The 25,466-nt window shown below is 59.8% G+C and carries 22 protein-coding genes and 1 tRNA gene; 12 read left to right on the top strand and 11 right to left on the bottom strand.

The window, feature by feature from the left end; genetic code table 11:
* The first annotated feature begins 136 nt into the window (after window positions 1-136).
* Window positions 137-412 (top strand): FmdB family zinc ribbon protein, encoded by a 276-nt coding sequence (locus DAAHT2_RS01335; RefSeq protein WP_013162501.1) that lies wholly within the window; start codon window positions 137-139, stop codon window positions 410-412.
* Between the two features lie 20 nt (window positions 413-432).
* Here the strand turns inward: DAAHT2_RS01335 and queA are convergent, their stop codons facing one another.
* From queA to DAAHT2_RS14540, 3 genes are all read right to left on the bottom strand, one after another.
* Window positions 433-1,509, bottom strand: a complete 1,077-nt coding sequence (gene queA / locus DAAHT2_RS01330) for a tRNA preQ1(34) S-adenosylmethionine ribosyltransferase-isomerase QueA (protein WP_013162500.1) — start codon at window positions 1,507-1,509, stop codon at window positions 433-435.
* 68 nt (window positions 1,510-1,577) lie between these two features.
* Window positions 1,578-1,778, bottom strand: a complete 201-nt coding sequence (locus DAAHT2_RS01325; RefSeq protein ID WP_013162499.1) for a DUF2065 domain-containing protein — start codon at window positions 1,776-1,778, stop codon at window positions 1,578-1,580.
* A gap of 144 nt (window positions 1,779-1,922) precedes the next feature.
* On the bottom strand, window positions 1,923-2,219 hold the full coding sequence (locus DAAHT2_RS14540; protein WP_157861381.1) for a hypothetical protein: 297 nt from the start codon (window positions 2,217-2,219) through the stop codon (window positions 1,923-1,925).
* Between DAAHT2_RS14540 and DAAHT2_RS13640 the strand changes: the two genes are divergently transcribed.
* Window positions 2,191-4,164, top strand: a complete 1,974-nt coding sequence (locus DAAHT2_RS13640) for a methyl-accepting chemotaxis protein (RefSeq protein WP_013162498.1) — start codon at window positions 2,191-2,193, stop codon at window positions 4,162-4,164. The two genes, DAAHT2_RS14540 and DAAHT2_RS13640, sit on opposite strands and share 29 nt — an antisense overlap.
* A gap of 44 nt (window positions 4,165-4,208) precedes the next feature.
* Here DAAHT2_RS13640 and DAAHT2_RS01315 read toward each other — a convergent pair whose 3' ends face one another.
* Window positions 4,209-4,712: a ferritin gene (locus DAAHT2_RS01315; protein WP_013162497.1), complete on the bottom strand. Its 504-nt coding sequence runs from the start codon at window positions 4,710-4,712 to the stop codon at window positions 4,209-4,211.
* Between the two features lie 203 nt (window positions 4,713-4,915).
* Between DAAHT2_RS01315 and DAAHT2_RS01310 the strand changes: the two genes are divergently transcribed.
* The 4 genes from DAAHT2_RS01310 to DAAHT2_RS01295 all read left to right on the top strand — a co-directional run bounded on the left by DAAHT2_RS01310 (window position 4,916) and on the right by DAAHT2_RS01295 (window position 10,591).
* Complete coding sequence (locus DAAHT2_RS01310; RefSeq protein ID WP_013162496.1) at window positions 4,916-5,464, top strand: methyltransferase family protein; 549 nt, start codon at window positions 4,916-4,918, stop codon at window positions 5,462-5,464.
* Between the two features lie 108 nt (window positions 5,465-5,572).
* The gene (ispG, locus tag DAAHT2_RS01305) at window positions 5,573-6,643 is read left to right on the top strand and encodes a flavodoxin-dependent (E)-4-hydroxy-3-methylbut-2-enyl-diphosphate synthase (RefSeq protein WP_013162495.1); all 1,071 of its coding nucleotides are present in this window, start codon (window positions 5,573-5,575) and stop codon (window positions 6,641-6,643) included.
* Between the two features lie 17 nt (window positions 6,644-6,660).
* Window positions 6,661-8,391 carry a proline--tRNA ligase gene (locus DAAHT2_RS01300; RefSeq protein WP_013162494.1) on the top strand — a complete coding sequence of 577 codons (1,731 nt, stop codon included), beginning with the start codon at window positions 6,661-6,663 and terminating at the stop codon, window positions 8,389-8,391.
* Complete coding sequence (locus DAAHT2_RS01295; protein ID WP_013162493.1) at window positions 8,384-10,591, top strand: RelA/SpoT family protein; 2,208 nt, start codon at window positions 8,384-8,386, stop codon at window positions 10,589-10,591. Before DAAHT2_RS01300 ends, DAAHT2_RS01295 begins: the two co-directional genes overlap by 8 nt.
* A 14-nt stretch (window positions 10,592-10,605) precedes the next feature.
* Here the strand turns inward: DAAHT2_RS01295 and rpmB are convergent, their stop codons facing one another.
* Window positions 10,606-10,794 (bottom strand): 50S ribosomal protein L28, encoded by a 189-nt coding sequence (rpmB, locus tag DAAHT2_RS14165; protein WP_013162492.1) that lies wholly within the window; start codon window positions 10,792-10,794, stop codon window positions 10,606-10,608.
* A gap of 321 nt (window positions 10,795-11,115) precedes the next feature.
* Here rpmB and resB point away from each other — a divergent pair, with 321 nt between their 5' ends.
* From resB to DAAHT2_RS01275, 4 genes are all read left to right on the top strand, one after another.
* Window positions 11,116-12,459 carry a cytochrome c biogenesis protein ResB gene (gene resB / locus DAAHT2_RS01290; protein WP_013162491.1) on the top strand — a complete coding sequence of 448 codons (1,344 nt, stop codon included), beginning with the start codon at window positions 11,116-11,118 and terminating at the stop codon, window positions 12,457-12,459.
* Window positions 12,460-12,523: 64 nt separating this feature from the next.
* Window positions 12,524-13,387, top strand: coding sequence for a c-type cytochrome biogenesis protein CcsB (gene ccsB / locus DAAHT2_RS01285; RefSeq protein ID WP_013162490.1), 864 nt, complete (start codon window positions 12,524-12,526; stop codon window positions 13,385-13,387).
* Window positions 13,388-13,574: 187 nt separating this feature from the next.
* A complete protein-coding gene (locus DAAHT2_RS01280) occupies window positions 13,575-13,883 on the top strand; it encodes a c(7)-type cytochrome triheme domain-containing protein (RefSeq protein WP_013162489.1) in 309 nt (102 codons plus the stop codon).
* Window positions 13,884-14,194: 311 nt separating this feature from the next.
* Window positions 14,195-16,249, top strand: coding sequence for a penicillin-binding protein 1A (locus tag DAAHT2_RS01275; RefSeq protein ID WP_013162488.1), 2,055 nt, complete (start codon window positions 14,195-14,197; stop codon window positions 16,247-16,249).
* Between the two features lie 12 nt (window positions 16,250-16,261).
* Here DAAHT2_RS01275 and DAAHT2_RS01270 read toward each other — a convergent pair whose 3' ends face one another.
* Entirely contained in the window at window positions 16,262-16,948 is a 687-nt protein-coding gene (locus DAAHT2_RS01270; protein WP_013162487.1) for a CBS and ACT domain-containing protein, read from the bottom strand.
* Window positions 16,949-17,192: 244 nt separating this feature from the next.
* On the opposite strand from DAAHT2_RS01270, the gene pabB reads away from it, so the two are divergent.
* Window positions 17,193-19,187 carry an aminodeoxychorismate synthase component I gene (pabB, locus tag DAAHT2_RS01265; RefSeq protein WP_013162486.1) on the top strand — a complete coding sequence of 665 codons (1,995 nt, stop codon included), beginning with the start codon at window positions 17,193-17,195 and terminating at the stop codon, window positions 19,185-19,187.
* Between the two features lie 21 nt (window positions 19,188-19,208).
* Here pabB and DAAHT2_RS01260 read toward each other — a convergent pair whose 3' ends face one another.
* Together DAAHT2_RS01260 and DAAHT2_RS01255 are read right to left on the bottom strand one after the other, a co-directional pair.
* Complete coding sequence (locus tag DAAHT2_RS01260; RefSeq protein ID WP_013162485.1) at window positions 19,209-19,661, bottom strand: CBS domain-containing protein; 453 nt, start codon at window positions 19,659-19,661, stop codon at window positions 19,209-19,211.
* A 22-nt stretch (window positions 19,662-19,683) separates the two neighbouring features.
* Entirely contained in the window at window positions 19,684-21,249 is a 1,566-nt protein-coding gene (locus DAAHT2_RS01255) for an NAD(P)H-hydrate dehydratase (RefSeq protein ID WP_218915026.1), read from the bottom strand.
* A 148-nt stretch (window positions 21,250-21,397) separates the two neighbouring features.
* Here DAAHT2_RS01255 and DAAHT2_RS01250 point away from each other — a divergent pair.
* Window positions 21,398-21,473: transfer RNA gene (locus DAAHT2_RS01250), tRNA-Arg, on the top strand.
* Window positions 21,474-21,596: 123 nt separating this feature from the next.
* Here DAAHT2_RS01250 and DAAHT2_RS01245 read toward each other — a convergent pair.
* From DAAHT2_RS01245 to DAAHT2_RS01235, 3 genes are read right to left on the bottom strand one after another with little or no spacing between them, the layout of a single operon-like run.
* Window positions 21,597-22,520: a MinD/ParA family protein gene (locus DAAHT2_RS01245; protein ID WP_013162483.1), complete on the bottom strand. Its 924-nt coding sequence runs from the start codon at window positions 22,518-22,520 to the stop codon at window positions 21,597-21,599.
* A 33-nt stretch (window positions 22,521-22,553) separates the two neighbouring features.
* The gene (locus tag DAAHT2_RS01240; protein WP_013162482.1) at window positions 22,554-24,563 is read right to left on the bottom strand and encodes a GspE/PulE family protein; all 2,010 of its coding nucleotides are present in this window, start codon (window positions 24,561-24,563) and stop codon (window positions 22,554-22,556) included.
* A 29-nt stretch (window positions 24,564-24,592) separates the two neighbouring features.
* Complete coding sequence (locus DAAHT2_RS01235) at window positions 24,593-25,315, bottom strand: SIMPL domain-containing protein (protein WP_013162481.1); 723 nt, start codon at window positions 25,313-25,315, stop codon at window positions 24,593-24,595.
* Window positions 25,316-25,466 lie beyond the last annotated feature (151 nt).

The following is a 25,466-nucleotide window of genomic DNA, read 5'->3' as shown; positions in this document are numbered from 1 at the left end:
CCTGCCTGTGGCCCGGAGGCCACGCAAACGCAGGTTGCCTGAACACACCGCAGGGGCGTGCGACGACCGCCTTACCCGGCTTATCGTCAGGATGCACCAAAGGCAAAAAAAGCGCAACCGATAAGGAGTTGCTGTCATGCCGATCTATGAGTACGAATGTCAATCCTGCCAAAAAATCACCGAAGCCCGTCAAAGCATCAGCGATGCCCCGCTGAGCACCTGTGACAGTTGCGGCGGTGCTCTGAGCAAGATCATCTCCCAAAGCTCTTTTCAACTCAAGGGCGGCGGCTGGTATGCCGACGGCTACAGCAACGGCAAAAGCAAAGGCTGTGCCGCAGCCGGCGATTGCCCGGCAGCCTCGTCCACCCCGGCCTCCCCGGCTCCGGCCTGCGGCGCCGCTTGCGGTTGCTGACCACCCACTGAAAAATTAGGCTATTTCCTGATGATGGCCATGGCATCGCCGTAGCTGAAAAAGCGGTAGCGCTCGGCTACGGCGTGCCGGTAGGCGCGAAGGATGTTTTCCCGGCCGGCCAGGGCACTGACCAGGAAAAGCAGCGATGAACGGGGCAGGTGGAAGTTGGTGAGCAGATTGTCCACCACCTTGAAAGAATAACCGGGGTAAATGTAGAGACGGCAGCTGCCGCTGCCGGGGTTTACCCGGCCATCTTCACCGGCGGCGGCCTCCAGGGTCCGCACCGAAGTAGTGCCCACCGCCCAGATTCGGCCGCCGGCGGCTTTGGTCCGGTTGATCAACTCGGCATTCTCCCGGCTGATTAAATACTCCTCGGCATGAATCTGGTGCCGGCGGATATCCTGACTGCGCACCGGGGCAAAGGTGCCGTAGCCCACATGAAGGGTGATGTGGGCCATCCCCACCCCTTTTTTCTTTATTTGCCCCAGCAGCTCTTGGGTAAAATGCAGACCGGCGGTGGGTGCGGCCACCGCTCCCGGTGTCTGGGCATAGATGGTCTGGTAGCGGCGGCGATCCTCTTCCTGCTCGTTTTCCCGCTTGATATATGGCGGCAGCGGCATTCGGCCATAGCGGGCCAGGCAGTCGGCCAGCGGCGCTCCCAGCACCAGCCGCACCCGCACTTTACCCCCCTCCCCTTTTTCCTCCACCAGCGCCCGCAAGTCGTCACCGAACTGCAGCCAGGTTCCCGGCCTTGCCCCTTTGGAACTTTTCAGCAACCCCCAGGCCTCGGCTTCGGTGGCCCCCGGGCCGGAAACATCGCTCAACACCGGGTAGGCAAGCAACAACAACTCCACCCGGCCGCCGCTTTCCTTGTGCCCCGACAAACGGGCCGGAAACACCCGGGTGTCGTTAAAAACCAGCAAATCCCCCGGCGCCAGCCAGGAGAGCATGTCGGGGAACAACTGATCACTCAGAGCAAAATCCCGGCGCCCATCGCAAACCAGCAAACGGGAGCCGTCCCGCCGGGGGGGCGGCTGCTGGGCAATCAGTTCGGGCGGCAGGTGGTAGTCATAATCATCCAGAGAATAAGCGGTCACTTAAATGCTCACCAGGTCCGATAAATGTAGATATAACGAGCCGTGAAGGTTCAGACCCAAGGCACAGGTCAGGAAAAAAAGTTGGTGCGGCGGGCCAGGTAAATCAGCAGCAGACCCAAGCCCAGCATCACCAGCCCTGCTTTGCGTAAAGTCACCGGGCTCAGCTGCTGCATCTGGGCCAGCCAGCGTTGCATGGCTTCGGGAAAGGCCGCATAAGGCAATCCTTCAACGATCAGGATCAGGCCGATTAGCACAAGCAAAAACTCCACGGGCAATCTCCGGGCAATCTTTATCTTACAAAGGGCACAAAATAAGCGCCGGCAAACCGTCACCAGGACCCTTGATGCCGTGCCGGCAACCCCAACCAATTTTCAATGCTTTCCAGAAAGCCCCACAACCTTCTGCATCTTCCCCTAACAACCCGTTTTATAACGGATCGCAAAATCAAACCAAGGCGGCGGCACTATACCTGAAGCCTGCAATCGCTGCAAACAGTAGCAAAAAATAGTTGCCAGAAGCAACCCGGCTGTTGCATTAATGGTCATGTGGCCTTGGGCTGGCGCATGGCCGCCAACGCTCACCACCAGGTACGCTGCCGCTGTTTGCCAAGCGAACTTAAAACCCGGCAGTTCAGCAGTTTCTTTGTTCCGTGTGGCAAAAATTTCAACCAGGAGTTGCACCATGAAATTTTCTTTACGCATGAAGGTCATGATAATCCCCCTTATCTTGGTGGTGGCGTCCTTCACCCTGCTGATCGGGATTTCCCTCTGGGTGGTCAACGGACTGTGGCAGGAAGAAATCGAAACCCTGACCAGCACCCAAGTGGCTTTGAACGAGAACAGCATCAAAGACCTGGAAAAGGGAGCCCTTGGCCTGGGCCTGCTGGCCGCCCACTACCCGGGGGTCCGGGAGGCCTACGAATTAGCCCATCAAGGAAACGAGGAAGAAGGGCGCACGCTGCTGCGCCAAAGCTTCGACCTTTTACAAGCTGATGCCCGGAGGCTGCTCGGCGGCACTCAAGAAACCCAGATACACTTTCACCTGCCGCCGGCCAAAAGCTTTCTGCGAACCTGGCGGCGCCCCGGAGAAAACGACGGCGGCGACGACCTGTCCGCTTTCCGCCGCACCATTCTTCAAGCCTCACAAAACCAAAGTGTCGTTTCCGGAGTGGAGGTGGGCGATCAGGGCTTCGCCCTGCGCGGCATCGTCCCCATTACCGGCCAGAACGGCCGTTTCCTGGGCACGGTGGAAGGCATTTTTTCACTGCAAAGCATGGTAGACACCGCCCTCTCCGGAGAGGGCGACAACATGGCCATCTATCTGCTGGCTCGCGATCTTGATTTTGCCCGTGCCGCCAGAGCCGCCAATCCGCCCATTACCGGCGATCTGGCCCGCGTTTTCACTACCGCCGCCGATGAAACCGACCCTTACATCGACAACAGCTTTCTCCAGGCCGCCAAAACCGGGGTGACCACCGCCCAGGTCAACGGACGCTTGCTGATCGCGCAACCAGTTTTCGATTACACCAACGAAATGAAAGGGGTGCTGGTTTTTGTTCGCGACGTGGAGGAACAAGTCGCCATGATTAAAGGGCTGCGCTGGGCCCTGGTGGTCGGTGGCAGCGCCTTACTGGCAGCTTTGGCCGGACTGCTTTATTACTTCAGCTCCAGCATTGTCTGCAGCATTAGCCGACTGGCCAAAGGGCTGGATGATGGCGCCCTGCAGATTTCTTCTTCTGCCGACCAGGTGGCCGCCAGCGGCCAGGAACTGGCGGAAGGCGCCTCCGAGCAGGCGGCCGCACTGGAAGAAAACTCCGCTTCACTGGAAGAAATTTCCGCCATGACCAAACAAAACGCCGACAACGCCGGCCAGGCTGACGCCCTGATGCGGGAAGCCAGCGCCATTGTGAAACGGGCTGAGGAGGCCATGGCTGAACTCACCACCGCCATGCAAACAATTAATAAATCCAGTGAAGAAACCTCCAAGATCATCAAAACCATCGATGAAATCGCCTTTCAGACCAACCTGTTGGCCTTAAACGCGGCGGTGGAGGCGGCCCGGGCCGGAGAAGCCGGGGCCGGCTTTGCGGTGGTAGCCGACGAGGTGCGCAACCTGGCCATGCGGGCGGCGGAGGCCTCCCAAAACACCGCCAGTCTCATCGAAGACACGGTACAACGGATCCAGGAAGGGTCGCAGCTGGTAAGCAAAACCAACCAGGCCTTTGTAGAAGTGTCGACCAGCACCGGTAAAGCCAGTGGTCTGGTTGGGGAAATTGCCGTCGCTTCAAATGAACAGGCCAACGGTATCAACCAGCTCAATACCGCCATGGGTGAAATGGACACCGTGGTCCAACGCACCGCCGCCAACTCCGAAGAGTCGGCGGCGGCAGCCGAAGAGCTTAGTGCCATGGCCAATCAAATGAAAGACTACGTCCGGGAACTGTCCGATCTGATTGCCGGTGACCGCTGCCACAGCCAACCACCTCGGCAAAAAGCCCCGGTGCGGCTGAGCAAACAGGCAACTTCCCCACGAGCCGCGGCGGCCCCGGCGGTAGCGAAGCAAAAGATCGAACCGCACCGCACCGCCCCAACCAAAAGCAAGCAGAATTCCGCCGCGGTGATTCCTTTCGACGATGACGATTTCAAAGATTTTTAGCTGATACAGCCGCCCGTCCCGTGGCAACAAGGCACGGGACGGGTTTACTGAGCGGTCGGAGGCGGTACCCGTTTAGCCAGTTCCTGATCCAGGATAAACAGCCCGCCCTCTCTGACCGCCAGTTGCATTTTCTGCAATACCTCATTGGCGCTGGCTTCCTCTTCTACCTGCTCAGCCACGAACCATTGCAGAAAGTTATTGGTGGCATGATCCTTTTCAGCGATCGCCAGATCGACCAGATCATTGATTAACCCGGTTACTTTTTGTTCATGGCGCAGAACCTCTTCAAAAACGGCGGTGGGGGAGTCCCACTGATGAAGCGGAGCTTCGATGCCGCTCAACTCTACCCGCCCTCCCCGCTCATTGACGAAATCATAGATCTTCAGGGCATGGTTCAGCTCCTCCTGGGCTTGCAGGCGCATCCAGTGCGCACTGCCACCCAGGTTGAGCCCGCTGAAAAAAGCAGACATTGAGAGATAGAGGTAGGAAGAGTAAAGTTCGGCATTTACTTGCTGGTTAAGGGCGGTTTCCATTTTCTGGCTGAGCATTTTGTAACCTCTCGCTTTGGTGTTTTTAAGTTGTAAACGATTGATGAAGAATTCCCGTACATGGCAACCTTTTCCTGGCCACTAAACGGCCTCATAAGTTCAGGAAATGGTGCCTCAGGCCGACCGGAGTTGTCAATCAAAAACACCGTCGTCCCTTGGCACTTCCTGGGTAATGATGCTGTTTTGAGGCAGAGGTTCTTCCCATGCTGGAAATAGTTTTGTTTGCCGTTTTGTCCATCCCCTTGGTTTTTCTTTCCTGGAGAGCCTTATTTAACCTCAGGAGACATGGCGTATACAGGTTTATCACCTGGGAATGCATTCTCTGGATAGGAGTCAACAACATCAACCAGCCGACCGAGAGCAAGGCCATTCTGGGCTTTTCGCCGGCCACCGCTTTGCTTATCGCTGCCCTGTTAATTGTTCTTTCTTCTCTAAGCGTCATGCTTCAACATGGAAAAATAAGCGGCAAGCGAAAAGATGAAACGTTGTTTGGGTTTGAAAAAACCACGTCACTGGTTGAAGTTGGCTTGTTTCGTTACATTCGCCACCCCATGTATCTATCTCTTTTATGCCTTACCTGGGGGTTATTGCTAAAAAACCCCGAGCCAGGCCTGTTGCTGGTCGCCCTGGTTGGCACCATAACCTGCATTTATACGGCATTAATCGAAGAGCAGGAAAATATTGCGTATTTCGGAGAAGAATACCGGCAGTACATGCACCGCACCAAAATGTTTATCCCTTTTATCCTGTAGTGCTCGGTAAAAAAACGATCCTCTTTTTTTACCGGTGCTTCAGGAAAGTCCTGGCGACTCCGGCTTTCCGGGTGCATTTTCAAGGTTAGCAGGTATAATGGATTGGTTATGCGGCCCAGAAAAAAGACCAGACAGATCCGGGTAGGACCGGTGGCCATTGGCGGCGATGCTCCCATTGCCGTGCAATCCATGACCAACACCGACACCCGTAACGTTGAAACCACCGTGGCCCAGATCAAAGGGCTGGAGGAGGCGGGCTGCGAGATTATCCGGGTGGCGGTGCTGGATCTGGAGGCGGCCGCAGCCATTAAAGCGATCCGGGAGCAGATAGGCATTCCCCTGATTGCCGACATCCATTTTGACCACCGGCTGGCCATTGCCGCCATGGAACACGGCGCCCAGGGGATCCGGATCAACCCCGGCAACCTGGGGGGAGAGGACAAGTTGGCCCGGGTAGCCGCCGCCGCCAAGGCGCATGGGGTGGCGATCCGGGTGGGCGTCAACGCCGGGTCGCTGGAAAAGGACATCCTGGCCCGTCACGGCCGCCCAACCCCCGCCGCCCTGGTGGAAAGCGCCCGGCGCAACGTGGAAAAGCTGGAGCGACTGGGCTTTCATGAGCTTAAAATTTCTTTGAAATCATCCGATGTTTTGACCACCATCGAGGCTTACCGGCAACTGAGCAACAGCTGCGATTACCCCTTGCACCTGGGGGTCACCGAGGCCGGCGGGTTGATTGCCGGCACCGTTAAGTCCAGCGTGGCTTTGGGGATTTTGCTGCACGAGGGCATCGGCGATACTTTTCGCATTTCCCTGACCCGCGATCCGGTGGAGGAAATCCGGGTGGCCTACGAACTGCTGCGCAGCCTGCACCTGCGCCAGCGCGGGCCGGAGTTGATCTCCTGCCCCACCTGCGGCCGCTGCCAGGTCAACCTGTTCGGCCTGGCCGAGGAGGTTGAGCGTTATATCCAGAAAATCGACACCCCGCTGAAAATTGCCGTTATGGGTTGCGTGGTCAACGGGCCCGGCGAGGCCCGCGAAGCCGATATCGGAGTAGCCGGCGGCCACGGGGTAGGCATAATTTTCAAAAAGGGTAAAATCTACAAAAAAGTACCGGAGGCCCAACTGCTGGCCGTTTTTTTAGCCGAAATCGAGCAGATGACCCGGGAATACGAACACTAAGACTAAGGATCACCGCCATGCGTTTTTCTCAACTGCTGCTGCCCACCCTTAAGGAAGACCCGGCCGAGGCCGAGGTTATCAGCCACAAACTGATGCTGCGGGGCGGTTTTATCCGCAAGCTCACCGCCGGGGTTTACTCTTACCTGCCCCTGGGGCTGGCCGCCATCCGCAAGGTGGAACAGATCGTGCGCGAGGAGATGAACCGGGCCGGGGCCCAGGAGCTGCTGCTGCCCATGGTGCAGCCCGCCGATCTCTGGCGGGAGTCGGGGCGCTGGGAGAAATACGGCCCGGAGTTGCTGCGCTTCAAGGACCGCCACCAGCGGGAATCCTGCCTGGGACCCACCCACGAGGAGGTGATCACCGACCTGGTACGGATGAACATTCACTCTTACCGCCAGCTACCGGTGAACCTGTACCAGGTGCAAACCAAGTTTCGCGACGAGATCCGCCCCCGTTTCGGCCTGATGCGCGGCCGGGAGTTTATCATGAAAGACGGCTACAGCTTTGATCTGGACGAGGCCGGAGCCGAACTGACCTACCGGAAAATGTATGATGCCTACCAGCGCATCTTTAGCCGCTGCGGCCTCGCCTTCCGGGCGGTGGAGGCCGACACCGGCACCATCGGCGGCAGTTTTTCCCATGAGTTCATGGTTCTGGCCGCCACCGGCGAGGATGTGGTGGTGATCTGCCAGCACTGCGATTACGCCGCCAACCTGGAGAAGGCCACCGCCAACCCGGACGAGGCCGGTCGCAGCGAGGCGCCCAAAACGCTGGAAAAGGTTGCCACCCCGGGCCGCAAAACGGTCACCGAGGTCTGCGAGTTTCTGCAGATTCCCCAGGAAAACCTGGTCAAGACCATGATCTACCTGGCCGACGGCCAACCGGTGGCGGTATTGTTACGAGGCGACCACGAAGTACAGCCGGTGAAACTGCAGAACCTGCTTAACGCCCAGGAGGTGGAGCTGGCGGAAGACGACAAAATTCTGGGACTGACCGGGGCGCCGGCGGGATACCTGGGCCCGGTGGGGCTGAAAATCCCCCTGGTGATGGATGAAGCGGTGGCCGGCATGGTCAACTTCGTCACCGGGGCCAATGAAAGCGATCAGCACCTGGTCAATGTCAACCTGGAGCGTGACTTCTCCCCGAACCACCGGGGCGACATCCGCATGGTCAACGAGGATGACCGCTGCCCCCGCTGCGGCGGCAGGCTGGCCTTAACCCGCGGTATCGAGGTGGGCCACATCTTCAAGCTGGGAACGAACTACAGCGAGGCCCTGAACGCCACCTTCCTGGATGACCAGGGACAGAGCCGCCATTTTGTGATGGGCTGTTTCGGCATCGGGGTCAGCCGCACGGTGGCGGCGGCCATTGAGCAGAACCACGACCGCGACGGGATGATCTTCCCCCTGCCCATCGCCCCCTTCCAGGTAATCCTGCTCAACCTTACCCCCAAAGACGAGGTGATCAGCGCCGAGGCCGAAAGGCTTTACCAGGCGCTTACCGCCGACGGCATTGAGGTGCTGCTGGACGACCGCGACGAACGGCCCGGCAGCAAATTCAAGGACGCCGACCTGATCGGTATTCCCATCCGCCTGATGGTGGGCAAACGCTTCAAGAACGACGGCCTGCTGGAGATCCGCACCCGGGCCGACGGCCAGACCAGCGAAGCCACCCCCGCCGCCGCCGAGGCGGTAATCAAGGAGATGGTGGCGGCGGCCTTAACCAGTACCAGCCAGGACCATGACTAAAGCCAAACCGCAAGCCCAGCAACCACCGCTCACCGGCATCGACGATATCCTTCGCCAGGCCGCCGGTTACATGCCCGAGGAGGATCTGCAGCCTCTGCGCCTGGCCTATGCCCTGGCCAAGAAGGTCCACAAGGGCACCCGCCACCGTTACTCCGGGCACCCTTACCTGGAGCACGTGCTGGCCGTCACCGAGATTCTGACCGCCATGCGGCTGGATGTCGCCACCCTCACCGCCGGGCTGCTGCACGGTATTTTGAAGCAAAAGGAGCACCCGGTAAGCCAGGCCAAGCTGCGGGAGGAGTTCGGCGAGGATGTGGCCGGCATTGTCGCCGGCGCCACCCGGATCACCGCGGTGCAGTTCAACAACCGCCTGGCCTATCAGGCGGAAAACATCCGCAAGATGCTGCTGGCCATGGCCACCGACATCCGGGTGCTGCTGGTCCGCCTGGCCGATCGCCTGCACGACATGCAGACCCTGAATATCAGCGACGAGGAGAGCCGCAGGGAGATCGCCCAGGAAACCATGGATCTGTACGCCCCTTTGGCCGGCCGCTTGGGGATCGACTGGATCAAGCGGGAACTCGAAGACCTGGCCTTTTCCCACCTGCAACCCGAGGCCTACCGCTACCTGATGTCCAAGATCCAGACCTCGCTGCCGGACCGCGAAGCCTACGTGGAGCGGATCAAGGGCCTGCTGACCCATCATCTGCGCGACAGCGGCCTGACAAACTTCCGTATCCTGGGACGCCCCAAGCACCTGTACAGCATCCACAAAAAACTGCTGGTGCAGAATATCACCATCGACAAGGTTTACGACAAAGTAGCCTTCCGGATCATCGTGGGCGATGTCAAGGAGTGCTACCAGGCCCTGGGGGTCATTCACTCCCTGTGGCCGCCCATCGACGGCCGTTTCAAAGACTTCATCAGCCACCCCAAGGCCAACGGCTACCAGTCGGTGCACACCTCGGTGATCGGCCCCAACGGTGATTTCATGGAGATCCAGATCCGCACCGAAGAGATGGACCGCATCGCCGCCGAGGGCATTGCCGCCCACTGGGCCTACAAGGAAGGCCAGGCCGCCAGCCCCCAGGACGTTAAATTGTTCAAGTGGCTCAAGCAACTGGTGGCCATGCTCCAGGAGCTGGAAGATCCCAAGGAGCTGCTGGAAACGGTCAAGGGTGAGCTGTACGAGGATGATATTTACGTACTGACCCCCAACGGCGAGGTCAAAGGTTTTCCCAGGGGCAGCACGCCGGTTGATTTCGCCTACAGCGTGCATACCGAGGTGGGCAACCGCTGCAGCGGGGCCAAGATCAACGGCCAGATCGCCCCGCTGCGCACGCCGCTGAAAAACGGCGACGTGGTGGAGATCATCACCTCCCCCAACCAGAAGCCCAGCCGCAACTGGCTCCATATCGTGAAAACCAGCCGGGCCCGCAACCGCATCCGGCAATGGCTCAACCAGGAACAGCGGGAGCGCGAGCTTGAAAAGGGCCGGGAAATCTGCGAACGCGAGCTGCGCAAACATGACATCAGCCTGAAGAAACTGATCAAAACCGGGCACCTGCAGGAGTTACTCAAAGAGCTGGCCTGCAACTCCCTGGATGAACTGCTGCGCAAGGTCGGCTCCGGCAAGCTCAGCATGGGCGCCCTTACCCGGGTGCTGCAACCGGAGGAGTTGCGCCGGGAAGAAGAGGCCGAAGACCAGGAAAGTGCCCTGCTGGAACAGGTCCAGAAACGTCAGGCGAAAAGGAGTGGCAAGGGCGGAGAAGAGGCGGTCATCGTCGAAGGGGCCACCGGCATTCCCACCAAGTTGGCCAACTGCTGCCGCCCGGTGCCCGGGGATGAGATCATCGGCTTCATCACCACCGGCCGCGGCATCACCGTACACAAGAGCAACTGCGCCAACCTGCTGGGGGGAGAGTCGGAAAGGAGAATCGGAGTGCGCTGGAGCGGAGCCGGCAGGACCCCCTTCAGGGCCTCAGTACAGGCGGTGGGGGAAAACCGCAAGGGGCTGCTGGCAGCCCTTTCCAGCACCATCAGCAACGACGATGCCAACATCGCCAACCTGGAGGTCAGCACCAGCGCCGACCAGGCCCGCTTTAACATGGTCCTGGAAGTGGAAGGAATTGATCACTTAAACCGCATCCTCCAACACATCCGGCAACTGGCAGGAATCATCGCCGCCGATCGCAAATAGGGGCAAGTGGTTAGTTACTTAACCACCGCGCCGGAACGCAAACAGCGGGTGCAAACCCTGGTACGACGGGTATTGCCGCCGGGTACCGCCACCCGAACGCTTTGCAGGTTGGGCAACCAGCGACGCCGTGATTTGTTATGGGCATGGCTGACATTGTTGCCTACTTCCGGTTTCTTGCCGCAAACGGAACATACTTTGGACATATCTAAACTCCACGCTACAATTTGGTTCTGGTAAACTATCGGGAATCCTCACTTGCACAGCGCCCCGAAGACATCGGGCTTGCCTTAAGGAACAAGACCCGGACATATACCTCCTTCGGTGTTTTTTGACAAGTATTTTATTGTCAACTGCCACGATGGTCTTTTCCTGTTGACACCGGGCAAGAGAATATTGTAAAAACCCTGTCATTATCAGACTTGGCTGCCGCGCCAGCCAAGCCATCCGAAACTCCGTATTTCATTATACCCCCGGAGCTCCCCCACATCACCTCATATCATTGAAAAAGCGCTCTACAGGTTACCATGACTAAAGAACAAAATCAGGTATGGCGATTTTTCGCCTCCGTCAAGCTGGCCATTACCATCATATTTGTAATTGCCGTCACCTCGATCATCGGCACCGTTATCCAGCAGGGACGCTCCCACGAGTTTTACGTCGAAGAATACGGGCCGGAACTGGCCCGGCTGTTCCAGGTGCTGGACTTCACCAACATGTACGGTTCCTGGTGGTTCATTACCCTGCTGATCATCTTTTGCGTCAACCTCATTGTCTGCAGCATCGACCGGCTGCCCAACGCCTGGCGGATGGTGGTACTGGACAACCTCAACAACACTCCCGAGCGGCTGCAGAAAATGCCGCTCAAAGCCGAGTTCAGCGTGAAGGCGGATTCCCCGACCGTGGCCGCCGACAAGATAAAAGGCCTGCTGGCCGGCGCCGGCTGGAAAGCGCAATCCCGGGACCAGGAAAATGGGGTGCTGCTGTTTGCCCAGAAAGGCGCTTGGTCGCGCTTGGGCGCCTACCTGGTGCACATCGGTATCCTGGTCATTTTCATCGGCGCCCTGGTGGGGTCGGTTTTCGGCTACAAGGCCAGCATCATGTTTCCCGAAGGAGAAACGGTGGCCCATGTCTTCGAACGGAAAACCAGCGAGCCTATCCCCTTGGGCTTTGAAATTCACCTGGAAAATTTCGACATCAAATACTATCCCATCGGTATGGTGCGCGAATTCCGCTCGGATGTGGTAATCAATGACCCGGAACTGGATGGACCCTTACGGACCTCGATCCTGGTTAACCACCCCCTGAAACACCGGGGACTGACCTTTTACCAGTCCAGCTACCAGCCGCTGACCGAGTACCTGGTTGAGATCCAGAACCGGGAAACGGGCGCGAAACGCTCCTTCATGGCCAGGCCGGGCCGCCAACTTCAGTGGAGAGATGAGGGGCTGATTTTCGGGGTCACCAACACCATGAGTGATCGTACCGGCCGGGTGCACGAGTATGAAATCTGGTTTTCCGACCAAGAGGAAAGCCCTTCGGTGTTCAACATGCGTGACCAGCAAACGGTGACCGTGCAACGGCCGGCCGGTAACTACAGTTTTTATATCCAGCAGCGTTACGCCACCGGCCTGCAGGTGGCCAACGACCCGGGTGTCTGGATCGTTTACGCCGGCTGCGGCCTGATGATGCTTGGCCTGTATGCCTGTTTCATGGTCACACACCGCCGGCTGTGGGCTTATGTGAAGCCCGCCGACAAAGGTGGGGCGCAACTGCTGCTTTGCGGCGGCAGCAACCGTAACAAAGAAACCTTCGATAAACGTTTTGCCGACCTGGCCCAACGCCTGCGCCAGGATCAAAGCATCGGCTGAGGTTTGACGTTAGGACGAACGAATTCGTAATTCGGTACATTACTAAGCAACGAGGTATGTAATCATGCAAAGCGCGCAACTGCTCAGCATAACCACCTTTGTCTATTTGGCGGCTTCTTTCCTTTACATTGCCATCCTGGTCTTCGGCACCAAAAACAAGACCCTGGGCTTGACCGCCACCTTGGTTACCATGGGCGGCCTGCTTCTCAGCACCATGGGGATCATCATCCGCTGGCATGAGGCCTACAAGCTGGACTTCGGCTATTACGCGCCCTTTTCCAACATGTACGAATCCCTGGTCTTTTTTGCCTGGTGTATCGCCCTGACCTACCTGGTCCTGGAGTATCTCTACAAAAACCAGACCCTGGGCGCCTTTGCCATGCCCTTTGCCTTTCTGTCCCAGGCCTTGGCCGAATACTGGCCGCAGTGGGATCAGCAGCTTAAGCCCCTGATGCCGGCCCTGCAAAGCAACTGGCTGATCGCCCATGTTATTGCCAGCTTTGTGGGTTATGCCGCCTTTGCCATCGCCTTCGGGGTGGCGGTGATGTACCTTACCAAGGCCCGTAACGTGGAAAAAAGCGGCCAGCCGGAAGGCACTGGCGTCTTTGCCTCGCTGCCCCCCCTGAAGACCATCGATGAGGTAATCTATAAAACCATCCTTTTCGGCTTCCTCTGGTTCACCGTGGGTGGTTTGATCTTCGGCGCCATCTGGGCCAACTCGGCCTGGGGCACCTACTGGAGTTGGGACCCTAAAGAAACCTGGTCGCTGATCACTTGGTTTGTTTATGCCGCCACCCTGCATGTGCGATACACCCGAGGCTGGACCGGCAAGAAGATCGCCTGGCTGGCGGTGCTGGGTTTTGCCTCCACCCTGTTCACCTATTACGGCGTCAATTTCCTGCTTTCCGGCCTGCACAGCTACGCTTAATTAAGATTGCCGGCGGACATGGTCTTCCCGTGCCCGCCGGTTTTTTTTGTATTGACGCCTTCCCGGCACTCGTATATAGAACCTTACTGTCGATTAACCGGCAGATGTAGAACAGCTAAGGCCTTTTTCCAAGGGGCAATTGTGTAATCAGACAGCAGTAACCACAACAGAGAGGAGGATTCACCACATGAAACTTACTGCCACCATTATCACCATTCTGGCCGCCCTGGCTTTCGTTGGTACCGCCATTGCGTCCATGCCCGGTAACACCTCAGAGTTTGAAGGCGGCCCCATGGGTAAGGTCGTATTCAGCGGCCAGATTCACGCCGACGCCGGCTTGAGCTGCGGCGATTGCCACACCGGTATTTTCCAGATGAAGCGCGAAGTTAAAATCACCATGGCCGACCACAACAGCGGCAACTTGTGCTTCTCCTGCCACCAGGAAGGCGGCAAGGCTTTCGCCAGCAACGACTGCGCCCGCTGTCACCAAAAGTAATTACCGTAATTACCGCCAAGTGATCACGGGGCTGGCTCCGCTCAGCGTTGCCGGCCCCCGTTCCTAGTTGGGGCAAACAGTTGCACTAACAACTGTTTGCTAAAAGCCGCCCCTTATCAGGGCGGCTTTTTTCAGCCCTCGCGGCAAGCCCTTTTCAACTCATCGCACCACCAGGCCGAAAAGCTCCGCCCGTCCAGCGTTCGTTGCTTGCCTGATCCCTGATTGCTTGTTACTATAGGCAAACAACAGGGACTTGCATAAGTTGCGGCCACCACCGCCCCCCAATCACCCTATTCGGTATCCCGGCTCCTGTGGCAACTAAGCGGACCAGTAAACAACAAACGCGCATCTGGCGGCAAACCCAGCTCTCGCTCTTTTTGCTCTTTATCGCCGGCGGCCTCACGGGCCTGCTCGGGTCGGTGCTGTTTGTCCACATTACCCTGGATCTGCCGGACATCGGTTCGCTGGACAGCTACCAACCGGCTCAGACCACCCTGATCTATGATCATCAGGGGGTGGTGGTGGACCGGGTTTTTACCGAAAACCGCATTGTCGTCCCCCTGGATAAACTCCCGGAACAGCTCCCCCAGGCTTTCATCGCCGCCGAAGACGCCCGTTTTTATGACCACAGCGGGGTGGACGGCTGGTCCATTGTGCGGGCCCTGGTTCACAACCTGCGGGCCGGTGAGCGCCGTCAGGGCGGCAGCACCATCACCCAGCAGGTGGCCCGGGCCTTGCTGCTCAGCAGGGAAAAGACATATATCCGTAAAATACGCGAAGCGATTCTTGCTTACCGCATTGACCAGAAACTAAACAAAGACGAAATTCTTCATATTTATCTTAACCACATTTATCTCGGCAGCGGCGCTTACGGGGTGGAAGCGGCCGCCTGGACCTATTTCGGCAAACCCGCCCGGGAGCTCAATCTGGCGGAAACAGCCTTGCTGGCCGGGCTACCCCAGGCACCCAGCCGCTATACCCCCTTCCGGGATTATACCGCCGCCAAACGCCGCCAGGCTTATGTTTTGAACCGGATGGCGGAAGAGGCCTACATAACCCCCACCGCCGCCCGACGGGCCTACCTGCATCCCCTGCTGTGGGCCTCTCCCCGGCAAAATGGCCAGGAAAACAGCTACTTTCTCCAGCAGGTCAGAAACCAAATTGAACAGACCTACGGGCGGAACATGCTATACAACGGCGGGCTGCGGGTTTACACCGGCCTGGACCAGGAACTGCAGCAGCGGGCGGCGGCGGCGGTTACCTTGGGCGTGCAAAACTGGGAACGTCGGCAGCGCCGAGCCGCCGCCCAGCAGGAGCAGCCCCAGGCAGCGCTGCTGGCCATGGAAACCGGCAGCGGGCTGGTTCGAGCGGTGAGCGGCGGCACCGATTTCTCCGTCAGCCAGTTTAACCGGGCCACCCAGGCTCGCCGCCAACCCGGCTCGGCCTTCAAGCCCATCATTTATGCCGCCGCCCTGGACCATGGGATGACGCCGGCCAGCGTTATTATTGATGAGCCGCTGCGCCTGCCCGGAGCGGACCGCGGCCGGGTCTGGGAACCGAAAAACTTCAGCAACCGCTTTTACGGGCCCACCACCCTGCGGGACGGCCTGGTATACTCGCGCAATATTCTCTCGGTTAAAATCATGCAGGAAATAGGGCTGGCGCCGGTGGTAAAACTGGCCCGGCAAATGGGGATCAGCAGCCCGCTGAGCAACAACCTGTCGCTGGCTCTGGGGTCGGCGGAAATTTCCGTCATGGAGCTCACGGCGGCTTACGGGGCGCTGGCCAATGGCGGGGTTTATCACGCACCGGTCTTCATCAAAAGTGTCCGGGACAGCAACGGCCGGGTTCTGGAACAGGCCAACCTGAAAGGCCAGCGGGCGCTGGATGAACGCACCGCCTACCAGGTCACCAGGCTGCTGGAAGGGGTGGTCAGGGAGGGAACCGGCCGCAGCGTGGCGGCCATCGGCCTGCCGGTGGCCGGCAAAACCGGCACCACCGACCGTTATATGGACGCCTGGTTCATCGGTTACAGCCCGGAACTGGTGACCGGCGTCTGGATGGGCTTCGACCGGGCCCGCCCCTTGGGTCGCAACGAAAGCGGAGCCCGGGCCGCCGCCCCGATCTGGCTGCACTTCATGCAGGGGGCCAAAGCGCAACTGGCGGGCAAGGAGTTTCCCCGCCCGCCCGGAATCGTGCTGGTGCCGATTGACCATGCGGTGGGCCATTTTGAAGAAGAAACGCCGAATCGCGTTTCCCTGGAGGCCTTTCGTATCGACAACCTGCCCCCCGCCCTGCTCTCTCCAGCACCGGCAGCGGAAACCCCGCGCCTAAAAAAGCTGCAGGAAATGCCGGCGGAAGGTTAGCAACCTTTAACTTCAGGACTGCTTTTTGCGGGGACGGTTTTTGATATCGTCGATCCCGAAATCAACCACCGTAAATTTGGCCAGCAGATCCTGGTGCAGTTCCTCGGCCCGGGCCGCATCGTCCATGGTAATCCGGATGGACACCCGCTTCTGGCCTTCGGGAGCGTCTTCAAACGAGGTCAGGATACTGATCACCCGGGCGTCATACTGGCGCAGGCTCTCCATGACCCTGGTGACCGAACCGGCGGCGTCGGGCAAATCGAAAACATAGCGGCGGGAGCCATCTTTGATGCCGGTGCTGCGAACAAAGGCCCGCAAAAGGTCCGTCTCGCTGAGCAGGCCGGTCAGCCGGCCGCTTTCATCCACCACCGGCAGGCCGGAGATCTTGTCTTCCAGCATGATCACCGCCGCCAGTTCCAGGCTGTCCTTGCCTTTGAGGGTCAGGGGAGAGGCGGTCATCACATCCTTGACCTTCATCTCGGAGAGCAGGTAATAGAGTTCGTGGATATCCAGGGTGGCGGTTTTGGACGGCGAAGCGTCCTTAACGTCGCGATCGGTGACAATGCCGATCAGTTTGCCGTGGGACACCACCGGCAGGCGACGGATGTTGTTTTCCTTCATTATCCGGGTCGCCCGCATCAGAGAAGTGTTTTCATCCACGGTAAGAACGTTCTTGGCCATCCAGTCTTCAATCAGCATGTTTCCCTCCTAAAATGTATGGACTCGCCCAAACAGCACCCAAAGCGGTCGTTGACGCCAACCCTCAATTTATAAATTATTCCTCTCCCCATCGCAAGATCAATAAGCAAGGCACGTAATCGTTCAGCAGCAACGAACCTTCGGGCGATCAGCCAGGCTTGAGGAGGGGACAGTTTTGAAAACTGTCCCCGATTACGCTCATAAACGACTTGCCAAGAATCACGCAACCCCGTAAAAAGCCAGAATGCACCAACAGCACACCGCAGGCCGGCCCGGCCGGACCTTTAGCGACCAACAACTTGACCAACTGCTGGGTTTGCTGGAAGACGAAGAAAACTTCGTTTTCCTGGAAAGCGCCCGCTTATCGGCGGAGAACCGCCGTTCGCTGCTCTTTGCCCGGCCCCTGAAGATGTTGACCTTACGTCCCGGAACTTCTGCGGCGGATTTTCTGGCCGCCCTGGAAGCGGAACTGCAGCAGGGTCATTACCTGGCCGGCTGGTTTGCCTACGAATTCGGTTACCTGCTGGAACCCAGACTGCAACGGCTGCTGACGGCCCAACCGGCCCCGCTGGCGGTGCTGGGGGTCTATGCCGCCCCTCTGGTTTATGACCACGAGCGAGGCAGCTGGGACGATCGCGACCCGGCTGCGGTGCTGGCAAAAAAACTGCCGGTCACCGGGGCCGAACAGCCCCTTCCCTCGCAACGTGATCCCGGCCTGGTAACCGAGGCGCTGCAGCGGGCCTTGCCCGGGGCGGAATACCGGCGCAATGTCCGGCGGATCAAGGAATATATCGCCGCCGGTGATACCTACCAGGTTAACTACACCTTTAAACAGCAGTTACCCTGCCGGGGTTCCGCCGCCGCCCTTTACTGCGCCCTGCGCCGCAACCAGCGGGTCTCTTACGCCGCTTTGCTCAACCTGGCCGGGGAGCACATCATTTCCTTGTCGCCGGAACTTTTTCTGCGCCGGCAAGGTGATTACTGCACGGTCCGCCCCATGAAGGGCACCAGCCGCCGGGGCCTTACCCCGGAGGAAGACGCCCGCTGGGCGGCGGAACTGCCGGCGGACCGGAAGAATCGCAGCGAAAATGTGATGATCGTCGACCTGCTGCGCAACGACCTGGGCCGAATCTGCCGCCCCGGCACCGTTGAGACCCTGGAGCTGTTTACCCTGGAGAGCTACGAAACCCTGTACCAGTTGACCTCCACCATCCGGGGCGAACTAAAGGCCGACACCGGCCTGGCGGAGCTGTTTAAGGCCCTGTTCCCCTGCGGCTCGGTTACCGGCGCCCCGAAGATCAGGACCATGGAGATCATCCATGAGCTGGAGCAGGCCCCCCGCGGCGTTTACACCGGCGCCATCGGTTTTATCAGCCCGGAGCAGGAGATGGTGTTCAACGTCCCCATCCGTACCGTTACCTTGGACCGGGGGGTGGCCGAAATGGGGATCGGCTCCGGGGTGGTCTACGACTCGGACCCGGAGCAGGAGTGGCGGGAGTGCAAACTGAAAGGCAATTTTTTAAGCCGGCCGACGCCCCCTTTTGTGCTCATCGAAACCATGCTCTGGCAGCCCGATCAGGGCTATCGCCTGCTGGAACTGCACTTGCAGAGGTTGCTGGCTTCCGCCCAGCGACTGGCTTTTGAGGCCGACCCGGAAGAAATCCGGCGGCTGCTGGCGGCCCATGGTAACGGCTTTACCGCCGCAGCCCTGGGCCCGCAAAGGGTGCGGCTGACCCTGGCCAAGGACGGCACCCTGGCGTTGAGCCACGCCCCCTTTGCCGGCCACCCCTGCTTCAGTTGGCAGGAGCTGGTCGAGGCCGAAAACCAAACAACGGCGGCGGGCGACGGGCCCAAATTACCCACCGCGGTCATTGCCCCGGCGGCCATTGACCCGGACCAGCCCCTGCTCTATCACAAGACCAGCCAGCGGGATATTTATGACCGGCACCGGGAGGCGGCCCTGGCGGCCGGGCACTGTGAAGCGCTTTTTGTCAATACCCGGGGGGAGTTGACGGAAGGTGCGGTGAGCAATCTCTTTATCCGCCACCAAGGCCGGCTGCTGACCCCGCCGGTGAGTGCCGGCCTGCTGAACGGCGTACTGCGCCGCCACCTGCTGACCCAGCCCCGGCCCCGGCTGCAGGAGCAAAACCTGCGGCCGGCGGACCTGGCAACCGCGGAGGCGGTATTTATCGGCAATTCCCTGCGCGGTCTGACCAGGATCCGGGTGGTCGAGGAATGATTTGGTAACTGATCGCCTACCTTATTTGTTGATCAGGGCCCGGATGACATCGGCCTTGCCCACCACCCCCACCAGCTTGCCGCGATCCATTACCGGCAGGGTATGCAGATGCTTTTCAGCCATAACGGTGGCGATTTCATCCAAAGGCGTATCGGGGGCTACGGTGGCGGGTTTGGTGGTGCAAATGTCTTTTACCGTGCTGCCGGCCATTTTATTCAGTTCTTCCTCCACCTTACGCCCCCGTTCCAGGTAGATCACCGCTTCCAGCACGGCGATGGCGGTGGGAATATGCAGTTTTTTGGCCTGATCGATCAGGTCGCTTTCAGTTACCACCCCCACCAGCTCACCCTGCTCATCCACCACCGGAGCTCCGCTGATCCTACGTTCCCATAGCAGGGAAGCCAGTTTCTCCACCGGCAGATCGGGGCTGACGGTAATCACCTCGGCGGTCATGATGTCCTTGGCAAGTTGCATGCTTGTTTCTCCTTGAATTTTGCTAAATTTTGGTAAAACTCCCGAAGGCCGCCGGCAGCCGATCCGCCAGTTCTGACGCGGTAAAGCCAAATTCCAGGCCGCCGGCGGCGGCCAGCAGGTCACCGGCCAGGCCATGGGCGTAGGCCCCCAGACAGGCGGCCTGCCATGGCCCCATCCCCTGGGCCAACAGGCCGCCGATCAGCCCGGCCAGCACATCACCCATGCCGCCCGCCGCCATCCCGGGATTGCCGGTGGGGCTTACGGCCAGTTGCCCGTCGGGAGCGGCAATCACCGTACCCGCGCCCTTGAGCACCACCCAGACCCCATGGCGGCCGGCCAGTTCGGCGGCCGCCTGCCACCGGTTTTCCTGTACCTCGGCGGTGGCCATGCCCAGCAGGCGCGCCATTTCCCCCGGATGCGGCGTTAAAACCCTTGGCCCCGGCGGTTCGGTCAGTAAATCCGGGGCCGCAGCCATGATATTCAGGGCGTCGGCATCCAACACCTGGGGAATCTGCAGCTCTCCCGGCGTCCGGTAAAGCTGCCGGACCAGTTCGGCGGTGGCCGGGGCCGTACCCAGCCCCGGCCCCAAGACCAGGGCGCTTTTGCCGGCCAGAGCCGCCTGCACCGTTGCCAGGTCCTCCGCACCCGCCGCCAGCGGCGAGTTGGGTAGGGCCACGGTCATCAACTCCGGCCAGGCGGTGGCAAAAATCACCAGCAAATCGCGGGGCACACAGGCGCTGACCAGGCCAACCCCACTGCGCAACGCCCCCCGGGCCGCCAGCAGGGCCGCGCCGGTCATCCCCCGGGAACCGGCCAGCAGCAGCAAATGCCCGAAACTTCCTTTGTGGTCTACAGGCCGGCGCCGCGGCAACCAGGGAGCCAGCTCGGCCGCAGTCAATAACTCTTTAAACGGCGCCAGCCGGTCGTACACCGCCGGCGGGATACCGATATCGACCACTTCCACCGTGCCGGCCCACGCCCGGCCGGGAAAGGTAACCAAACCGGGCTTGGCCAGGGCAAAGGTGACGGTGCAGTCGGCCCGCACCGCCGCCCCCAGTACCCGGCCGTGATCACTGTCCAGCCCGGAGGGAGCATCCACCGCAATTACCGGCCCGGGAAAGCGGTTCAACAACTCCACCGCCACCTGGAAACGGCCGCTTAGCTCCCGGCTCAGGCCGGTGCCGAAAATCCCGTCCACCGCCAGGCGGGAGGCCTGCAGCCGGTCCTGCAGGGCTTGCCACTGCTCAACTTCGGTAACCACCTCCAGCGAGACCGGCAACTGCCGCAGGATTTGCAAATTGAGGGCGGCATCCCCCTGCAGCCGTTCCGGCTCCACCAGCAGCACCACCCAGGGCCGGGCGCCCAATTGCTGAAGGTGGCGGGCAATCACCAGGGCATCGCCCCCGTTATTGCCCGGCCCGGCCAGCACGGCAATTTCTCCCTCGCCGGCCAGTCCGTAGCGATGGGCCATCACCTCCACCACCGCCCGCCCGGCGTTTTCCATCAACACCGGCCCGGGGATCCCGAAAATCTCCATGGCAAGCCGGTCGCCTGCCCGCATTTGCTCGGCACTGGCCAGTTTCATCATCTAAATCCCGCCTGTTTTTCGTTACCGGCAATGCTTATTTGCCGCCCCGCTTTCTGTTCTGTTGTCTTTTTTCCCACCCTGTGCTAAACAGAACGCCTTGCAGGCCCGGCGTCGGCGGCTGCCGCCGACGCCGTCCGGAGGCCAAAATGCCCCCGTAGCTCAGGGGATAGAGCACAGGATTCCTAATCCTGGTGTCGCAGGTTCGATTCCTGCCGGGGGCACCACCATTAATCTGGTTCGCGGCGTGCCGGTACCTTCCGGCACCCCAGCCATTGGCCGCTGACAGCCCCTTGACCCACAGACTGTTAAACAATACCAGTTCCGGCCCGGCAAGAACAACTTCTCCATTATTCATTACTGTTTTCAGCCGCAAAAGCCTCCAGGTCGAGGAGGTAAATCTGCCGCTCAGCGACCACCTCCTCTCCGCGATGCGCTTCCTCTTTTGCTCCCCGGGCGGCAAGCTCCAAGGGCAACCGGCAGAATGAGGCGTAATGGTTCCAGAAAGCAACGATACTCTCGGCGGTGGCGGGTTCTCGACCACCATCGCTCAGCCGTCGGGCCATCAGCCTGATACAGTCAGCCGCTTTGGATTTGGGAAACAGCTCAATGAAAGGACGTTGCTGCTGCATGGAGGCGGGAACTGCCCGATCCTGGAAAAGCACCCCCAGGGGTTCCAGCGGCAGGCCCAGGTAAAAATCCACCGCCACCCGGAATCGCCGGTAAACCTTTTTGGCCGCCTCCAGGTCGGGGCAGCGATTTATAACTACTCTGATCCGCCCCCCGTACTGATGTTTGGTGAGCACCTTGAGCAGGGCATAGGCGTCGGTCAGGGAGGTGGGCTCATCGGTGATCACCAGCACCACCTCGGCGGCGGCCAGACAAAAGGCCAGCACCCGGCGGGATATCCCTGCCCCGGTGTCGAAGAGATAAAAATCATAAGCACCGGCGGCGTCAAAAGACGTCACCAGGGAAGCAAGCCTTTTGGCCCCAAGATTGGCCACCTCTTCCACCCCGCTGCTGCCCGGGATAATATCTATTCCCGCAGGATCCTGGATGATGATATCGCGGACCGCAGCACTTCCCTTGACCACATCGCCGATATCGGCCTGGGGGTTGATCCCCAGCATAATGTTGACATTGGCCGTGCCAAGATCGGCATCAAAAATACAGGTGCGATGGCCCAGCGCGGCCAGTTGCGCCGCAAGGCTGACCGCCAGGGTGGTTTTTCCCGTTCCCCCTTTTCCGCTGGTAATGGCTATGGTTCGGCTCATCCGGTGCGTTTCCTTGGCTGCTGGGAGCAAATATCAGTGCCGGGGAATGGCGGCAATCTTCACCCGGTCACCTGCAGCGGTAAAATTGAAGGTAATCGCCCCACTGGCTGCCGAGCGTTTTATTTCCCGGTAGCTGGTAGTGATAAAGCGGTGAAAAAGCGCACGCTCAACCACCCTGGTGGACGCCAGGGCAAGGGACAGTTCCCGGTAAAATTCATACATCCGGTCGATACGGTCCCGCTGGCCGGCCGGATCGGTAAGCAGAAAACTCCGCCCCCGTTTAATTGCCGCCGCCGAATTTTGCCCCGTCCCCCGGCCGGTCCGTTGCCGAAAGCGCGCTATGGCCGCGGCGGGCACCACGCGCAGAATCTCCCCCAGGGTGGTTTCGCCCAGTTTCAGCAAGCCGTCATCCAGCAAGGAGGGCAGACCGTTGCTGGCCGCGGCTTCCCTTAAGCCTTCCCGGCCATTTTCCCGGGTGGCGGCGGCCGCCGCACCGGGAACAAACAGCTCGGAAAGCAAGGTCCGGCCCTTAAAGCCGGTGAAATCGCAAAGGGCGCAGCCTTTGCCCAGGAAAAAAGTGAGCTGGGAGGGGTAATCGACAAACAACCGGCCCCACTCATCGCGCTCGGGCACACAGGCGGTTTTACAGTCGGGGCAAATCCGGCGCACCAGCCGCTGGACCAGCACGCCGTTGATAAGCGCGGCCAGTTCGGCCCGGTCACAGCCGGCGGCCTCAAAACGGGCCAGAACTTCCGAACCATCAACAGCCGCAATAGAACTCAGAAAAAGTGGGCCTTGGCGGGCACAGTTCACCCCCTGCCGCATCGATGGGCGGTCATCAAACCGATCAAGCATGATAACATCGGGATCAAGCGGCAGGAAAGAGCGGAGCAGCCGTGGGGCAGTCAAACCTCTTTCCGGGTCGATAGCGGTTTGCATAACCCCGGGCAGGCGGGCGGTAACATACTCCTCGGCCATGACTATGCGACGCGAAGGAGCCCGCAGAAATTCCAAGATGGCCTGCAGCGTGGTGTTTTTGCCACTGCCGGGGGGGCCGGCCACCAGGACCATGCCCCGCCCATGCGCCAGGCAAGTTTCCAGAGCTTGCAGAACCGGGGGGGCATGGCCAAGCATCTCCAGATCCGGCCTTGCCTTGCGGCTATCAAGGATATTGATGGTGAAGCTTTCACCATCCACGGCAGGGCAGGTGGCCAACCGCAAAACAAGCTCATCCTGCTCTGGCAGGGCCCCATTGGCCGGGGCAAAACGAAAGACCCGATGCTGGGGCAGCAAGGGATCGGCCTGCTCAAGGTTGGCCAAAATTTTGAGGCGGGAAACGACATCCTCCGGCCTGGCCTGGATACTTTCCTGCAACCGGCCGGGCTCCAACTCCTGGAGCACACCGTCAATGCGGTAGCGAACTTTACCCCGGCCCTCTTCCTGTTCGAAGTGGATGGCGCTGGCCCGACACTTAGCGGCATGGGTTAAAAGCGCCTCGGCCAAACCCGGCAGATCCGGCAGATCCGGCAGATCCGGACCGGCTAACGAAGCCGAAGCGGTCGAGGAGTCGTTCGGCATGGGTTCCGGCAATTCCTGCCCCTTAGCGGAGATGGGACCAACCGGGGTGCGGCCATGACCCGGCGGCTCCGAAAAGGGGGCGGAACTCGGCGAGCCTGGCTCCGACAGACCCTTTACCGGCTGCTGGTAGAGTTCATGGTAAAGTTCGGTGAATTTTTGTGCACCGATCGGCAGGAATGAGACGTGAAAAGCATCGTACCTCCGCCGGAGGTCTTGGAGCACTTCCCTTTTCTCGGGGTGAACAACGGCAACGGTAAGTTCATTGCCGATGAACGAAAGCGGCAGAAGCAAATGCGCCTGGGCATCTTCCGGGCTGATAATAACGGATAACAACTGTTTGGTGCTTTCAGGGTAAACAAAGGTATCAAGAGAGCTGCCGGCCTTCCCCGCCGGGGGATTATCGGCACCACCCTGAGCCGGCAAGTCAGCTTCGGGCCAGGGCGTATTATGAAAGGGTCGCTTCATCCCGCTCTCCACATGAAGATCATGGTGACTCAACGCCCCCAGGCGGTACCGCTGACCGTTACCCGCAAGCGGGAAGTACCGGCCTCCACCGCCGACTCCACGGGTTGGCTCAACATCGCGGCTTCAGTGCGCAGCAAAGGTTGCACCGGCGGCCGGTATTCATCGTCGATCCTTACTTCATAGGGGCGCCAGACGCGGCCGCCCAGTCTTCTGACCGCCGCCTCGGCCTTGCCTCGCCAGGCATCGATGGCGGCCGCCGTCAGGGTAGCCCGCAGCCGCTCCTTTTTCTGCTCGGAGACGGTGAAGTTCATGGCAACAAGCTGCAACTCGAGGGCCTGCAAACGTCCGATCAGCTCCACCGTTTTTTCCACCTCGGTGCTTTCAAGCTGCAGCGACTGCCGGATCCGCCAGCCCACCCGCTCATTTTTACCGTCCCGCCTCTGGTACACCGGCTGGGTGGCATAAGCCACGGTGTGGGCTTTAATCTCGGGGTAACGCTCGACCTCGCCCAGGGCCCGCCGCATGAGATTGGCCACCGCCAGCGCCAAACGGGCATGGTCCGGGCCACTGCGCTCCACCACCAACACGGCGGTGAGCAAATCATTGACCGTCTCTTCTTCAGCCCAGGCGCTGAGTTGCACCGTGAAACCATCTTCCGGCCCTCCAAGGGCCGGTCCGGCCTTGACCGCTGTCACCGGCAACAGGATCAAAAGGCAAACCACGGCAACCGCCAGTCGTTGTAAATTTTTCATAAAGCATTGCTCCCGGGATTATCAGGCAAACTGCAACCGCGCTACACCCCTCACCCTCCGCCCATCGGGTCAAATCCCTCTGGCGACGGGCAACAGCCTTGTTTAAAGTCGGCCCTACATGATGCAGCATCCGCCGGATAAAATCATCATA

Source organism: Desulfurivibrio alkaliphilus AHT 2 (assembly GCF_000092205.1).
Classification (GTDB): Bacteria; Desulfobacterota; Desulfobulbia; order Desulfobulbales; family Desulfurivibrionaceae; genus Desulfurivibrio; species Desulfurivibrio alkaliphilus.
This window is presented reverse-complemented; position numbering and strand designations above follow the sequence as displayed.